Source organism: Dorea formicigenerans (assembly GCF_025150245.1).
Lineage (GTDB): Bacteria > Bacillota > Clostridia > Lachnospirales > Lachnospiraceae > Dorea > Dorea formicigenerans.
In genome coordinates, this window is sequence record NZ_CP102279.1 from 738,120 (window position 1) to 751,430 (window position 13,311).

At 36.5% G+C, this 13,311-nt stretch carries 15 protein-coding genes and 6 tRNA genes; 14 read left to right on the plus strand and 7 right to left on the minus strand.

What is annotated here, in order from left to right:
• The first annotated feature begins 25 nt into the window (after positions 1–25).
• The gene (gene brnQ, locus NQ560_RS03730; RefSeq protein WP_227086892.1) at positions 26–1,123 is read left to right on the plus strand and encodes a branched-chain amino acid transport system II carrier protein; all 1,098 of its coding nucleotides are present in this window, start codon (positions 26–28) and stop codon (positions 1,121–1,123) included.
• A 188-nt stretch (positions 1,124–1,311) separates the two neighbouring features.
• On the opposite strand, the gene NQ560_RS03735 is transcribed toward brnQ, so the two are convergent.
• From NQ560_RS03735 to NQ560_RS03745, 3 genes are all read right to left on the minus strand, one after another.
• Entirely contained in the window at positions 1,312–2,796 is a 1,485-nt protein-coding gene (locus NQ560_RS03735; RefSeq protein WP_005330986.1) for an AAA family ATPase, read from the minus strand.
• 78 nt (positions 2,797–2,874) lie between these two features.
• Positions 2,875–3,564 (minus strand): LrgB family protein, encoded by a 690-nt coding sequence (locus NQ560_RS03740; protein ID WP_005330987.1) that lies wholly within the window; start codon positions 3,562–3,564, stop codon positions 2,875–2,877.
• A complete protein-coding gene (locus NQ560_RS03745) occupies positions 3,551–3,964 on the minus strand; it encodes a CidA/LrgA family protein (RefSeq protein WP_005330988.1) in 414 nt (137 codons plus the stop codon). The genes NQ560_RS03740 and NQ560_RS03745 overlap by 14 nt, the downstream gene beginning before the upstream one ends.
• 396 nt (positions 3,965–4,360) lie before the next feature.
• On the opposite strand from NQ560_RS03745, the gene NQ560_RS03750 reads away from it, so the two are divergent.
• The 6 genes from NQ560_RS03750 to NQ560_RS03775 all read left to right on the plus strand — a co-directional run bounded on the left by NQ560_RS03750 (position 4,361) and on the right by NQ560_RS03775 (position 5,008).
• A tRNA-Glu gene (locus tag NQ560_RS03750) sits at positions 4,361–4,432 on the plus strand.
• A gap of 10 nt (positions 4,433–4,442) precedes the next feature.
• Positions 4,443–4,515, plus strand: a tRNA-Thr gene (locus NQ560_RS03755).
• 28 nt (positions 4,516–4,543) lie between these two features.
• Positions 4,544–4,617, plus strand: a tRNA-Ile gene (locus tag NQ560_RS03760).
• Positions 4,618–4,624: 7 nt separating this feature from the next.
• Positions 4,625–4,698: transfer RNA gene (locus tag NQ560_RS03765), tRNA-Asp, on the plus strand.
• Between the two features lie 42 nt (positions 4,699–4,740).
• A tRNA-Val gene (locus NQ560_RS03770) sits at positions 4,741–4,813 on the plus strand.
• Positions 4,814–4,921: 108 nt separating this feature from the next.
• A tRNA-Leu gene (locus tag NQ560_RS03775) sits at positions 4,922–5,008 on the plus strand.
• A gap of 83 nt (positions 5,009–5,091) precedes the next feature.
• Here the strand turns inward: NQ560_RS03775 and NQ560_RS03780 are convergent.
• The 3 genes from NQ560_RS03780 to NQ560_RS03790 all read right to left on the minus strand — a co-directional run bounded on the left by NQ560_RS03780 (position 5,092) and on the right by NQ560_RS03790 (position 7,637).
• Positions 5,092–6,348, minus strand: a complete 1,257-nt coding sequence (locus NQ560_RS03780; RefSeq protein WP_005330991.1) for a tyrosine-type recombinase/integrase — start codon at positions 6,346–6,348, stop codon at positions 5,092–5,094.
• Positions 6,341–7,174: a rolling circle replication-associated protein gene (locus tag NQ560_RS03785; RefSeq protein WP_005330992.1), complete on the minus strand. Its 834-nt coding sequence runs from the start codon at positions 7,172–7,174 to the stop codon at positions 6,341–6,343. The genes NQ560_RS03780 and NQ560_RS03785 overlap by 8 nt, the downstream gene beginning before the upstream one ends.
• A 142-nt stretch (positions 7,175–7,316) precedes the next feature.
• Positions 7,317–7,637, minus strand: a complete 321-nt coding sequence (locus tag NQ560_RS03790; protein WP_005330993.1) for a hypothetical protein — start codon at positions 7,635–7,637, stop codon at positions 7,317–7,319.
• Positions 7,638–7,796: 159 nt separating this feature from the next.
• On the opposite strand from NQ560_RS03790, the gene NQ560_RS03795 reads away from it, so the two are divergent.
• Positions 7,797–8,213, plus strand: a complete 417-nt coding sequence (locus NQ560_RS03795) for a helix-turn-helix domain-containing protein (protein ID WP_005330994.1) — start codon at positions 7,797–7,799, stop codon at positions 8,211–8,213.
• A 158-nt stretch (positions 8,214–8,371) separates the two neighbouring features.
• On the opposite strand, the gene NQ560_RS03800 is transcribed toward NQ560_RS03795, so the two are convergent.
• The gene (locus NQ560_RS03800; RefSeq protein ID WP_040015282.1) at positions 8,372–8,689 is read right to left on the minus strand and encodes a hypothetical protein; all 318 of its coding nucleotides are present in this window, start codon (positions 8,687–8,689) and stop codon (positions 8,372–8,374) included.
• A 111-nt stretch (positions 8,690–8,800) separates the two neighbouring features.
• On the opposite strand from NQ560_RS03800, the gene NQ560_RS03805 reads away from it, so the two are divergent.
• The 6 genes from NQ560_RS03805 (at position 8,801) to NQ560_RS03830 (ending at position 13,218) form a co-directional block, all read left to right on the plus strand.
• The gene (locus NQ560_RS03805) at positions 8,801–9,016 is read left to right on the plus strand and encodes a helix-turn-helix domain-containing protein (protein ID WP_004845965.1); all 216 of its coding nucleotides are present in this window, start codon (positions 8,801–8,803) and stop codon (positions 9,014–9,016) included.
• A gap of 122 nt (positions 9,017–9,138) precedes the next feature.
• Positions 9,139–9,630, plus strand: coding sequence for an SF0329 family protein (locus NQ560_RS03810; protein WP_005330996.1), 492 nt, complete (start codon positions 9,139–9,141; stop codon positions 9,628–9,630).
• 50 nt (positions 9,631–9,680) lie between these two features.
• Positions 9,681–10,013, plus strand: a complete 333-nt coding sequence (locus NQ560_RS03815) for a DUF3784 domain-containing protein (RefSeq protein ID WP_005330997.1) — start codon at positions 9,681–9,683, stop codon at positions 10,011–10,013.
• 253 nt (positions 10,014–10,266) lie between these two features.
• Complete coding sequence (locus NQ560_RS03820; protein ID WP_040015283.1) at positions 10,267–11,439, plus strand: helix-turn-helix domain-containing protein; 1,173 nt, start codon at positions 10,267–10,269, stop codon at positions 11,437–11,439.
• Positions 11,440–11,630: 191 nt separating this feature from the next.
• A complete protein-coding gene (locus tag NQ560_RS03825) occupies positions 11,631–12,767 on the plus strand; it encodes an alpha/beta hydrolase (protein ID WP_005330999.1) in 1,137 nt (378 codons plus the stop codon).
• A gap of 34 nt (positions 12,768–12,801) precedes the next feature.
• The gene (locus NQ560_RS03830) at positions 12,802–13,218 is read left to right on the plus strand and encodes a hypothetical protein (RefSeq protein ID WP_105309474.1); all 417 of its coding nucleotides are present in this window, start codon (positions 12,802–12,804) and stop codon (positions 13,216–13,218) included.
• Positions 13,219–13,311 lie beyond the last annotated feature (93 nt).

Consider the following 13,311-nt stretch of genomic DNA (forward strand, 5'->3'; position numbering starts at 1 on the left):
AGAGTGATTTATGAAAAGTTTGTCTATGAGAAATAGATGTGTAATCGGATTTACGCTGTTTTCCATGTTTTTTGGAGCAGGCAATCTGATATTTCCGCCGCTTCTGGGTGCTGAAGCGGGCAGCAGTACGATACCGGCTATGGTTGGAATGTTACTGACGGCGGTGGTATTACCTGCTCTTGCGGTGATATCTGTGGCAAAGCATGATGGATTGAAGAATTTGGCGGGAAGCATACACCCGGCATTTGCGACAGTTTATGCGGTGCTGATCCATTTGTTAATCGGACCTTTTGTTGCAATTCCAAGGACAGCATCTACCAGTTTTGAGATGGCGGTCGTGCCATTTTTATCTGACGGAGTCAGTGCTGAGTCTTTATTGATTATGCGGTGTATATACTCGTTTACATTTTTTGTGATAGCAACGATAGTCGCGCTGAAGCCAACGAGACTTAAGGATTTACTGGGAAAAGTAATGACACCGATTCTGTTGATTTTGATTGCAGTTATTTTCGTGGGAGTTGTTGTAAAGTTCCCGACAGTTGTAAGACAGGCAGATGCGAGCTATAAAGGGCATGCGCTTCAGCATGGTTTTGTCACGGGATACCAGACAATGGATATTTTAGCGGCATTTAACTTTGGTGCAGTTATAGCTATGAACATTGAAGCATTTGGTGTGAAGAATCGGAAAGGTGTGGCTAAAGAGACGATTCTGGCGGGAATTGGAGCTGGAATCTTACTTTGTATTGTATATAGCGCAACAGCATATGTTGGTGTATTGTGCAGTAGTAAGGTCGGAAATGTGGAAAATGGAACGCAGATTCTGACTTATGCAGTTCACGCATGTTTTGGCATCTATGGAAAAGTATTGATTGGTATTATATTTTTCATAGCATGTTTTAATGTATGTGTAGGTTTGCTATGTTGCTGTTCTGCATATTTCCACGAATTAGTTCCGAAGATTTCGTATTTTAAATGGTTACTTGTCTTTGCTGTCTTCAGTTTTGTGATTTCCTGTGCGGGATTAAATGCGATTTTAAATGTATCATTGCCGATTCTGAAAGTGATGTGTCCTATAGCAATTGCATTGACTTTTTATGGTCTTGTCAGACGTAAAAGGCAGTAATAAATATTTATCTCAGTCGAGAAGATTAAGTACGTTTGACTGAAATAGTGAAAAATCTGTAATATGGAGAATTTTAGAAATATATCAAAATCTCCTATATTACAGATTTTTTAGTTACATATGGATGTAGTTAAAGTGCTCTAAAAATTTATACCTCGCAGGATCGAGAAAATGTGCAGAAGATTATTTTAGTCAAATAATTCTTTCAACATAGCAGCATCAAATGTAACAGAGGATACATGATTTACCTCGATTTGATATAGTGCATTTGCTGCGATATGCTCGGCAGCCTGCTCCAGATCACGGATTCCAGTCGTATCTGAGAATTTTTCAATAATAGTGTCCAGAGCTTCTGGTGACACGATACATTCGCTTTCTTTTAAACTCATACGTTTTAAAATCTTTGGCAGTGCAAATTTGGAGAAAATAACTTTCTTCTCTTCTGGTGTGTAATCCGGAATATCAATAACAGCAAAACGTGACATTAACGGTGCACTGATCTGGGATTTATCATTGGCTGTTGCGATTGGATAAACACCGGAAGTTGGAATCATACACTCAATGTAGTTGTCTGTAAATCCAAGATTATCTAATAGTGTCAACAATACATCGGCTGGATTTCCATTTCCTTTACCGGAAGCAGCTTTGTCAAGCTCGTTGATAATGAAAACCAGGTTAGATTCTCCTGCCATTGCAAATGCATCCATAATAATACCGGTCTTGGCATTTGCGTATATACGGGAACTTCCGGTCAACTGTTCCGGGTCATTGATGGAGCTCATATCCAAAGTTGTCCAAGGCAGTTTAAGGATTCTTGCAACAGCGTAGGCAATTTGAGATTTTCCTGTTCCTGCAGGTCCTACCAGGAGAAGTCCGTAAGCCGGAAGGGTATGTGTACGGTTAATCTGGATGATTGTCTCTATAATACGTTGCTTTACGCGTTCCATACCGTAGAGTTCTTCGTCTAAGATACGTCTTGCTTCATCAGGATCAATTGATTCAAAATAATCTGTCTTCCACTGGATATTCATCATAATAGAAAGCGCACGCTGTGCGTGGCGTCGTTCTTCCGGGGATACTTCGTGGGATTTTGCAACTGCCAGATTACGTCTTGCCCAGAGACGGATGTTATCAGGAAGAGTTCTTCCGGCACAAGTAATGAAGTCGGTAATACTCTGAATACTTGTAAGTTTCATATCATCACCGAGTTCAGAGTCTTCCTCTTTCAGCGTCTCATCAAGCGGGGCGCTACTGGAAAAGAGCCGTTCCATCATAAACTGAAGGAAACCGTCTTCAGCAGATAATTTTGTGGCACCGCCATAGGCAATTTCACGAATTTTGTAGACTGCATAACCGTCTGGGAGGTTCTTACCGGACAGACGAACGTTGATATGATTTTCGCCGAGCCATTTGATCAGGCTTACAAAGCGGGAATCAATCTGAAGAATATTGGCACTGATAATGCCATCTTCTTCTTCAAATTCAAATGCTGTGTGCTTTGCAGGGTTTGTGAATACACCGCAGGAATGATGAGCCCACTGGCGGGGAGCATTGTCCAGAAGAAGAATCGGATCTTCCGGAGTAGCAACATTTTTATCAGAGTGAAATGTAGTGTAAGTAACTTCGGTTGTTGTCGTTGTTGATTCAGGATTACTAAAATCAAATACTGGCATGAGAGAGTCTCCTTTGTAATTTATTTTTCTAAGATACTATGGATAGATTCATGCGATACATTTCGTAATTCTGATATCTTACATGAATTGTGCAAATACGGACGCACCAATTACAGTGATAAGTCCGGATACTACGATGGACAAGCTGCTCATTGCGCCTTCAATATCCCCAAGCTCCATAGCCTTGGAAGTTCCGATTGCGTGGGAAGCAGTGCCGATGGCAATACCCTTGGCAATAGGTTCTTCGATTTTGAAAAGCTTACATACGCTTTCTGCACACATATTTCCCAGTACACCTGTTAATACGATGATAGCAACGGTGATGGAAACGTATCCTCCAAGCTCTTCTGATACACCCATTCCAATCGCAGTTGTAATAGATTTTGGAAGAAATGATACATATTCCTGATGCGTAAATCCAAATAGGACTGCCATGGCAAGAATACTTCCAAGGCTTGCAAGTACACCACTGAAAATACCGACTGCAATTGCTTTCCAGTTGGATTTCAATAATTCAAACTGTTCATAAAGCGGAATAGCAAGGCAGATTGTAGCTGGTGTAAGCAGATAAGAAATGTATTTCGCTCCTTCATTATATACCTTATAATCAATTCCGGAAACTGCTAAAACAGCAATTACTATAATTACTGAGATAAGGAGCGGATTGAAAATGGCAAGTTTGAATTTCTGTTTTAATAATGCGCCAATTCCGTAGGCGAGAAGGCTTAACATTACCCCGAAAAAGACAGAGTTGTTAAAAAATTCCATAGCTACATTCCCCTTCCTTGACAGACAAAGCTTTTTTTAACGCTGCTTTTTTTGAAGCGGAATAACGAATCATATATTGAGTAGTCATGCCAGAGACAGCCATAACAAATATAGTAGAGAAAATAGTAACAACAAGGTACAGAATCCATACTGACCGAATAATATCCCATGCTTCTAAAAGTCCTACAGCAGCTGGAATAAACATTAGTGGCATGATTTCAATCAGAAATCGACCTGTTTCTTCAATCTCTGAAAGAGGGAAGAAACCCAATTTTAAACAGGTGAACATCAATATAATTCCATAGATGCTTGCAGGAACTGGAAGCGGAAGTACATGGTTCAACAATTCTCCGATGAAAGAAAAGACAAGAATAATCCCGAATTGTTTCAAAAATTTCATTTGTAAAATCTCCTTATTTCTTATTTAATATGTAGTTGAAAAGTAATGCTTGTCTATCGTAGCACACACGAAAGATGGTATCAAGGGAAAAACTTTGCAAAATATAATGATACATTTTATCGTAGTTTGTGTAAATTTCCTAAAATAAAAAAGAGATGATTTAACAACAAATCAACGAACAAAATTATGACTATCTTGATAGGAAGGTAAAATTTTTGGGGGAAAGTTATAATCCTGAAAACACTGTATTTACGGGGGTTTTCGGGGATTATAAAAAGTTTTTGCAAAAAAAATAAAAAAAATTAAAAAAAAGGGTTGCCAAAACACTTGCGCTATGATATTATAACATTCGTCGCGAGTGATACACACGAAAAACACACAAGCGATAAAGAATATGGCTCCATGGTCAAGCGGTTAAGACATCGCCCTTTCACGGCGGTAACACGGGTTCGATTCCCGTTGGAGTCATTTTTATTATGCCGATGTGGCTCAATTGGCAGAGCAGCTGATTTGTAATCAGCAGGTTATCGGTTCGAGTCCGATCATCGGCTTAGTTCCTAAACGGGACTTAATGATTTTGGACCTTTAGCTCAGCTGGTTAGAGCAATCGGCTCATAACCGATCGGTCCTGGGTTCGAGTCCCCGAAGGTCCATTTATCTGGCCCAGTGGCTCAGTTGGTTAGAGCGCCGCCCTGTCACGGCGGAGGTCGAGAGTTCGAGTCTCTTCTGGGTCGTTGATATCATTTGTATGATATCACGTTTATTTTTTTGAATATGGGATCATAGCTCAGCTGGGAGAGCATCTGCCTTACAAGCAGAGGGTCATAGGTTCGAGCCCTATTGGTCCCATTTTGCGACGAGAGATTGTTGCAGAATTTTAGATAGTTTAGTCGCAAAATGTGACACGCGCTCCGCGCGATGCATACAGCTCTAACGAGTTGGCGCAGAAGCTAGAATGCCGCAGTGGCGGAACTGGCAGACGCACAGGACTTAAAATCCTGCGGGACTTATACTCCCGTACCGGTTCGATTCCGGTCTGCGGCATTAGTGAAAAGTAGGAGAAACGTTGAATTTACAGCGTTTCTCTTATTTTTTTGTTTCTAAAAGTTTGAACACCTTTGAACACTTTATGATGAAATACCAAGATTCTGAAAAGCAAGCCTGTCATTCTTCCTCTTATTGACATTCCGCAAGTAATGCAATGTTGTAGCTGTCTCACTATGTCCCATTAAATAACTAAGGGTTGTAAGATTATTTCCGTCAAAAGCTGTTGAAGCATTGTAAAAGCGGATTTTATGACTGGAATGATAAGGAACACCGGCTTCTTTGCAATATTTCTTCAATCGGCGGTTAAAGCTGTCTGTTGTCATAATCTCACCGTTAGGTTCAAAAACATATATTCCATTTGGATTTAATTCCTTTGCTTTGTGAAGAATTTTAAGTGCTTCGTCTGTAAGGAACTGTTTACGGAATCCATGAGAAGTATTTCCTTTCATTTGATTTACTACTTTTACTTTTCGGCTTGAGAATGTTAAATCATCATTCAATGTACGTTCACAGGTCGCCTGTCTGTGAAGATATACAAGCCTGTTATTGTAGTCAATATCTTCCCAACGGATAGCTTTTGTTTCTCCAACACGGATAAACAGATAGAAAGATAACTGTATTGCAAGAGAATATGGCTCTATGATACACCGAAGATAATTTAATAACTTATGCGTATCATCACGGGAAAATACATTGTCACTTTGTACTTCTACTGGCTTATAGGTAAACTGTTTGAAATTCACATCAGAGACAGGATTATGTGATATAATTTCTTCTTCGATCGCATAACTCATTATTCCATTCAAAACAGAACGGGCATTACTGACTCGCTTGTGCGTGAACTGCCGGTCTTTTGTAGCTTCTCTGAAAAAGCGGATAAGCGTGATTGGTTTGATTTCGCCTATCTTCATTTTAACAAGTTCTGTATCTTTGAAAAATCTATTCCATTCAGATACATACTCTTGAATTGTTTTTGCTTTTACGGAAGTATAATCTCTTTTATACAAAAGCCATTCAGCATATAATTCTTCCAGTGTGACATTCTGACGGTTTTCAGCTTTCTGCTTTTCGATATAAAATCTGATGATTTCTTTTTCAAGGTTCTCTTTACTCTTCCTCTTAACAGGACGGCGTTTGTTAGATTTGGTTTCATCGGGTAAATAAGTACGCCAGCTTTTTTCTGATTCCGAGTAATAAATTTCATATTTGTGATTCTTCAAGATTTTTTTATTTGCCATAATTTTAAAATCTTTGAAGACTTCATCTGTGGTCATGTTAGCACAGGTGGCTAACGTATTCAATAATGTTATATCTGAAAACGTAACGGGATTATCCATAAGATTCCCCCTTTACGCAAGGATTTTCTTTTTTAATTTTGATGTAGATAACACTGCTGTCCTTTAAGCATGAACCAGTAGATAAGAAAGCGTTGGTATCGTAAATTTGCCTTGTGTATTCTTTCTGAAAGACGATATTTTCTTTTTGTAAGTCATGTAAAATGTCTTCGGTCAGCATGACTTTTGTTTCGTGTGGAACTTTCAGATTTTGAGATTTAAAAAAGGCTTTTTTCTTATGTTCCTTCAAATCAAGGTCTTTTCCAAAATACTTGCTAAGATAACGACCTCTGTTTTCTTTGCTGTCTACATCAATGCGATTGATTTTAATAAATCCATGTGACCATAAATTCTGTAATTTTTCTTTTGCTATATACGGAAAATCAAAGAAAATAACATGATAATGGATTGCTCCACGCTTCTGTTTCTCCCACGTTGCAAGGTATTTTAATAACTGGGTTTTGGTATGGTACAAATAATAATTTAATCGCTGGATAAAATACTTAAATTCTCGGTTAGTTATCAGGATTTCCTGAATGTTTTCTTTAAATGTCAGCGTTACAAATTTTGTTTTGTTATCAAAGTTGCAGTCAACAATACGGGCAATATCCCAACGAGCCTGTTCGTAATGCTTCTGCTTGCGTTTTAAACTGTCATATTGCTTATGAGCTGACATTTCATCAAATTTTTTTCGGTTACTTGTGTCTGTTAAATCTGCCTTTTCTTTCGAGTGAATAAAAATAGGGTTTTCGTAAATATATACTTCTTTTGTAGCAGGAGTTTCAATGATTTTCGTATTGTATGCAAAACACTCTTTTGTTTTGCTCACGAATCTCACCTCATATCCCAATTTTTGTAATGAATGTTCCGATTGTTTTCGGAAGATGTTGTTTTATATATCAAGTATAGAGGTCAGCCAGTTCAGCACCTATGACGTTGTCCGGTACTGACTGGCTGACATAGTAGGGAAATTATTTCATTCCCACTTTTCTGATATTGGAAGCTTCTGCTTTGACAGAAAGACGTCCATTATAGAGACTAGCCCAAGTATGTAATCCATCAAATGAGACTGGAATCTGCCCTTTTTGTTCAAGTTCTTCGTTGGTAACAATCGCAGTGTTAGCTTTAATGCCTACTTTGACTTTTTCAAACTTTAATTTTGGAAGAAGAACTGTATAGTAGAATCCTAATTTTTCTTTTGTAGAAAAGTCTACCCAGTCAGAAACTTCTACTAACTGAAATTCCTCTTGCAGTTTGTCTGGATTTAAAATAAAGTCATTTCCTCTAATCATCGTTTCACCTCCTTATAGATATCTGATTATCAGATATTAAGATAATCTTATGATAAAACAAGAAATGCAGAATGTCAATAGAAAATATCTGAATATCCGATAAAAAGATTGACAGGGAAAATTTGATGAAATATAATGTGCTTGTAAAGGAGGTTCGCTATGAATAAAATAAAAGAATTGCGGAAAGAAAAGAATATAACCGTTGCGGAACTTGCAAAAGAATTAGGCATTTCACAAAGTATGCTTACGAACTATGAAAATGGAAACGGAACGCCGAGAGATGAATCTATATGGGAAAAATTATCACAGATATTCGGCGTGAGTAAAAGCCACGTTATGGGATTAACTACGGATATTGAAACAGCAAATAAGACAAAACAGTTGAAAGTGGTTGTGGATACATCTCAGCCGATCTCAATACAACCGAAGAATCAGACAGACCTTGATGTATTGTTAAAACTGGATTTGATAGACAGTGAAGACATGGAAGAAGTGTCAGAATTTCTTGATAAACTGTTGGCACAGGAGAAATATGAGGGACGGAGAGAATCAAACGTTAAATATGTCGTTGAGTAGAAAATGCTTCTCAGCCGTCCACTTGCCCAGTCGACCCGCCGCCCTGTTAGGAACCGTCGTACTGGGCATCCTTGCGGAACGTTAGTTTGCGAAAATACGAACAAAAGAATATAAGGAGAGGGAATAGCCGATACTACTTCAAAAGCAGTAATAGAGTGCTATTCTTTTTTATTATATTCAATGGTTGTAGTTCGGAATGGCTTGCTATTATTGTGCAAGTAATAAGTTGGATAATAGAGCTTGATTTCCAAGGTGGTAGGCGTACCATTGATTTTGTTATGTTCGTTTTCAATGTCTTTGATTAATCCATCAATTTCCCAACATTTGTAAACAATTACAGTCAATTCAGTATCTCTGGTATCTGCACTGCTGAAGGATATGCTGTTAGTAATATGATAGTCCGGCAGTCTGAGATAATTATAGAGAACGGTCAGTAAACAGAGCATTGTGATTGTTGCTATGATTTTCTTTTTCATGTACATACCTCTTTTGTGTTATTAACAAGGGACTGACTATATAGTACCTCACTATATAGTGAATTACTACATAAAGATTTAATAAATATACTTTATGTAGAGGTGCGGAACATGAATTATGGACATTTAGAATTAAGAATAGAAGAACTGTTACAAGAAAAAGGTATCAGTAAGAATATGATTTGTAAGGAACTTGACATACCGAGGTCAAATTTCAATAGATATTGCAGAAATGAATTTCAAAGACTGGATGCAAATTTAATCTGTAAACTATGTAACTATTTTGAATGTGAAATTGGTGAGTTAATTCGATATGTAAAAGAATAAAGTGATAATGGGTATGCGGAAATAAAAATATTCGCATACCTTTTTAATTGAATATTTTATAAAATGGAATTATACTGTGTATAACATGAAACAGACAAATCGGTATTTGGGGAGAATAATGAATGGCAACATGGAGTGGTATAAGAAAAAAGTTGGAAACGGAATATCTGGCTCAAAGTCTGCAAGGTCATATTCAGTATTATGTAACATCATATAGTAAGAGTCCCGACCATGAGGGACGGGCGGCAATAAGATATGATGGAAAAGAAATCATCAAAGGATGCTATTGGAACAATTGGTCGAAAGCAGGCATGTTTCCCCAAGACGAAAAATATGAGAAACGCATAAAAGTAGAAAATGCGTATATGGACGATGTAGCTATAAAATTGGGAATTTTTGACCAACGCTGTTTTTATAATGCATTTGCAGAGTTTGATAATCAAGATATTGAAACAAGCCTTAAAAGTGAAAATTTAATCGTAAAAATATTTGCTGTATTGGATAGACGAGTTGGTAAACGGAGATTAAAAATTATGAAAGAAACAATAATGGACGAACCAGATACATTCCAAGAGTTTTATGCAATTCGGGTAAAAGCAGAAGGACTGTTATAAATTTCAGTTTATCGAATTAAGAAAAACGGAATTTAAGGAGGTGCTTATAAATGAAATTAGTAGATTTAGCAACAGGTTCTGATTGGATAGTGTGGATTGTCTTTGTGATATTTGCTGTATTTTCTATTATTTTACTTTCTGGACACGGGAGTTGGTTTATTTCCGGATATAATACGGCTTCAAAAGAAGAAAAGGAAAAATATGATGAAAAGAAGTTATGCAGAACAATGGGAATTGGAATGTCTATTATAGCAATTCTTGCATTGACAATGGGCTTGCTTGAAAATATTTTGCCTGCATTTTTTGTATATATTGCATTGGGGATTATTTTGGTTGATGTCGTAGTAATTATCATTTTAGGAAATACACTATGCAGAAAGTAACAACTTTTTAGTTTGTATGCGACAAACGTTTGAACACTTTTTGAACACCGCAACCGTGATGAAGTCTTCAAAGCCCCTTTCTATCAGTATTTGAGATTAAGAAAAACGGTTCGATTCCGGTCTGCGGCATTTATTTGAAAAGTCTTAAACTTTTTTTGCAAAGTTTAAGACTTTTTTCTTGTCTTTTGCAAATTATTTTTCATTATGTTATTATAAGATTGTTTAAGAGTGAAAGATTGGAGGAGAGATGATAATGACTTTATTTGAATTATTACAAACTCCACTTATGAAAAATGCAGTTGTAGAACATGGAAATGCAAATTTAGATTCAGATGTTACTTGGTGTTCGCCAGATATTGCTCTCAGATTTGATAATTGGATTATACCAGGTCTTCTTCTTGTATATACCGGAGAATTAGAAGAACAGGAGTTTAAAAATGTGTATAAAGCATTACAAGAATGTAATGCTTCAGGAATCTTGGTATTTGACGATAAACCATTTGAGGATGGGTGCTTATATGGAAAACAGTTGAAGTGTTATGATAATCAAAGAATTCCTGTCATACATATGCCGGTATATACGAATATGTTAAGTTTTACGAAACAATTGTCGGTTGTTCTTGCTACAAATTTTGAAAATGAAAGATATGTAGAAAATTGGTTACGGGAAATTTGTTATTCAGGAAATGAAGTTTGTGATAGAAATATTGTGGGCGAACGGTTTGGCTATCATTCGCAAAACAAGTACATATGTATGATTTTGAGGCTCGAAAAGAAACGGGACGAACATTCAATAGGAGTAGAAATGAATTTGAAACAGGCAGAAGGAATTGTTTCAAATTATGTGACACAGAAAAACGAAAACGTACTTTCTTTTTTAGATGGAGAGACTGTGATTTCATTTGTTCCCTTTCCAAATAATATTCGAAGAAGTGTGGTTCATGAAGAATTAAAAAATGTTTTTGAAGAGATAAAAAAGGTCATTTCAGGAAGAATTTGGAGTGCGGTAGTAGGCTCTTTGGTGAAAAATCTGGATGATTTTAGAAAGAGTTATTTAGATGCAATACAGACAGAAAATGTAGTATATGAACTAAAAAACCAGATTCAATTTTATGATGACTGGTATGCACACATATTTATATTAAAGAGATCAGAGGAAGAATTAGAGCAGTTGGTAGACCAAGTGTTAGACCCGTTGTTTGAACATCAGGATCTATTGCAACTACTTGCTGTTTATTATACTTATGGAGAGGATTTAAAAGCAACAGCAGAACGTTTGTTTATTCATGTTAATACAGTAAAATATCGATTGAAAAAAGTGGATGAGATTCTTGGATATAATTCAAGAGAATCAAATGCCAGATTTCGATTACAATTAGCAATTATTGCATATCAGCATTTACAACAAAATGAATGCAAAGTTTAGAAAATAAATAACAGAAAATATAGAATATTAAAGAAGGAGAATTAATTTGTCAGAAAATACAAAAATCTTCTTCTTTTTTTGTTTTAAAAAACAATGATTTCATATTTCTATAAAACTATAATATACATACAGTAAGACAAGGAATCAGAGACCTTGAAAAAAGATAATATGTTATGTAAGGAGGAAATGGCATGTCACAGAGAAATTTTGAAAAATTGAATGACAAAGGATCTCAACTTATTGCGGAAAGTAACAGGATTACTGACATTACAGATTCGAAATGGGGACACCCGGATGGAGCAGATTTCTGGTACATAGATCCGGCTTTAAATATTGAGACGGCAACTTTGTACAACCCAGAAGTTTCGGATGAAGAAAAACTTAAGTTGGGAAAAAAGAGACAACAGGCATATTATGATCAGTGGTGGAGTACAGAACATACCTGCGATATCGAAAAATACGAAGTGCCAGGGTGTGAAGAAGAGCCTGACACACCAGTGGAAGTGTGGGTAGTGAAACCTAAAAATATAAAACCACGTAAGAATCGTGTGCTTTACTATGTGGTTGGAGGAGCACTCGTTTCACTGAATCCTAATGCATATCCGATTGAGCGACTTTGTGAGGAACATAAATGCATTGGTATTGTTCCGATTTATCGACTTTCATGGGAGGCAAAGTATCCGGCTGCAATCAATGACCTACATGCAGCATATAAATGGATGAATGAAAATGCGGATATGCTTGGTATTCATCCAAACAAAGTTGTATTGAGTGGATCAAGTACAGGCGGACACCTTGCATTGGCATTAGCATTCCGTCTGAAGAGATATGGATATAGTCCAAGAGGAATTGTAACGGTTAGTGCACAGACAGACGATAGAGAGAAAGATGGATCTTCTTTCTATAGTGGTGTATGGGATTCTGTTGAACAGCATGATGGATTATATCAATGGTTAGGTAGAAACTTTGATTCTAACAGGGTAGGACCAGAGGCACTTGCTAATCATGCAACAGTAGAGGATTGTATTGGATTCCCGCCAACATTTATGTATCAAAGTGAAATGGATCCGGATATTTTTGGAAATATTGAATTTTACACGAAGCTTTTGAAAGCACATTCATTTGCTGAATATCATGTGTTTGGAGGAGCTCATCATAACAATGGAGTATGGTCAGTCATTAAGAATTGTGGTGAACCAAATGATTACTCTATTCGTATTGCACAAATGTTTGATAGCAATATAGAAGACTGTTTTAAATATGATTTAAGAAGACCATGGGTTGTGGAAGATTATAAAGCTGCGTTTAAAGAAAAATTTGGTGAGTAATGGCATTTCATAAAAAATGAAAAGAGGTACAGGTATGAATGTAGATTTTTATGAATATGATGAGTTGGGTTATGCAGTAGATCCGGAAAGTGATACAAAAGAAATTACTGTAATTTTGGTTGGAAAACAAACGGTAAAAGCAAATCCAAGACCAGCAGTAATTTATGTAACGGGTGGAGCAATTAACGAATCTTATGAAAAACTTGAAGAATTAAAGAAATATTGTGCAGATAATAAAGTCGTATTTCTGTGCCCAAAGGCAACGGATGTGGAAGAATTGGCAAAAACATATCAGTATGCTGTTGGTAATTTTAAAAAATTGAATATTGTTCCAGAAGAAATTTCAGTAAAATCAGACGATGATCATACAAAGCAGGCAGAAGAGTTAGTTGATTATGTATTGGATGAGTATGATGCGGAGTTGGATACAGTCGAAAAATTTTCATTATAGGTAAATATTGTAACTTAATAATATAAATATTTGTAACACATGTTTTTTCTCTTTCAAGATTAATTAAAAAGCCCTAATGCTGCAACATTAGGG

Bases quoted from the DNA above. Each gene is read 5' to 3' on its own strand.
- NQ560_RS03800 (WP_040015282.1), bottom strand. From the start codon at position 8,689: ATGAAAAAGAAAATCATAGCAACAATCACAATGCTCTGTTTACTGACC.
- NQ560_RS03805 (WP_004845965.1), top strand. From the start codon at position 8,801: ATGAATTATGGACATTTAGAATTAAGAATAGAAGAACTGTTACAAGAA.
- NQ560_RS03740 (WP_005330987.1), bottom strand. From the start codon at position 3,564: ATGGAATTTTTTAACAACTCTGTCTTTTTCGGGGTAATGTTAAGCCTT.
- NQ560_RS03810 (WP_005330996.1), top strand. From the start codon at position 9,139: ATGGCAACATGGAGTGGTATAAGAAAAAAGTTGGAAACGGAATATCTG.
- NQ560_RS03790 (WP_005330993.1), bottom strand. From the start codon at position 7,637: ATGATTAGAGGAAATGACTTTATTTTAAATCCAGACAAACTGCAAGAG.
- NQ560_RS03745 (WP_005330988.1), bottom strand. From the start codon at position 3,964: ATGAAATTTTTGAAACAATTCGGGATTATTCTTGTCTTTTCTTTCATC.
- NQ560_RS03780 (WP_005330991.1), bottom strand. From the start codon at position 6,348: ATGGATAATCCCGTTACGTTTTCAGATATAACATTATTGAATACGTTA.
- brnQ (WP_227086892.1), top strand. From the start codon at position 26: ATGAGAAATAGATGTGTAATCGGATTTACGCTGTTTTCCATGTTTTTT.
- NQ560_RS03735 (WP_005330986.1), bottom strand. From the start codon at position 2,796: ATGCCAGTATTTGATTTTAGTAATCCTGAATCAACAACGACAACAACC.
- NQ560_RS03815 (WP_005330997.1), top strand. From the start codon at position 9,681: ATGAAATTAGTAGATTTAGCAACAGGTTCTGATTGGATAGTGTGGATT.
- NQ560_RS03820 (WP_040015283.1), top strand. From the start codon at position 10,267: ATGACTTTATTTGAATTATTACAAACTCCACTTATGAAAAATGCAGTT.
- NQ560_RS03825 (WP_005330999.1), top strand. From the start codon at position 11,631: ATGTCACAGAGAAATTTTGAAAAATTGAATGACAAAGGATCTCAACTT.
- NQ560_RS03795 (WP_005330994.1), top strand. From the start codon at position 7,797: ATGAATAAAATAAAAGAATTGCGGAAAGAAAAGAATATAACCGTTGCG.
- NQ560_RS03830 (WP_105309474.1), top strand. From the start codon at position 12,802: ATGAATGTAGATTTTTATGAATATGATGAGTTGGGTTATGCAGTAGAT.